1 protein-coding gene is annotated in these 293 nt (G+C 66.2%); it reads right to left on the bottom strand.

Annotated elements, in window-relative coordinates; translation table 11 throughout:
• Positions 1-265: hypothetical protein (locus RAD15_RS44070; protein ID WP_458184906.1), on the bottom strand; the 265-nt coding region annotated here is incomplete at its 3' end.
• Positions 266-293 lie beyond the last annotated feature (28 nt).

Below are 293 nucleotides of genomic sequence, written 5' to 3' on the forward strand. Positions count from 1 at the left end.
TGCCCCCGTCGCCTTGCGGATGGCTGATTTGCCGGCCCGGTCGGGCCGCACACATCACCACAAGACTTGACGCACAGACCCCGGGCGTCAGGACCACACGATTTTGCCGTACGCTGATGGCACCGGTCGTATGCGCGGCGGCCTTGCTCACGGTCTCCCGCCCTGCAAACCCGTTCGCGCCGATGCCATCTGCGTCCACCGCCGCCCGGCCCGCGTTCGTGACGATCGCGATACGCCCCTCTTCCTTGGGCCGGAGTGCGCGCACTATCCGCCAATTCCGAATTTCGGTAAAG

The sequence above is a fragment of the Bradyrhizobium sp. 14AA genome (genome assembly GCF_054185205.1).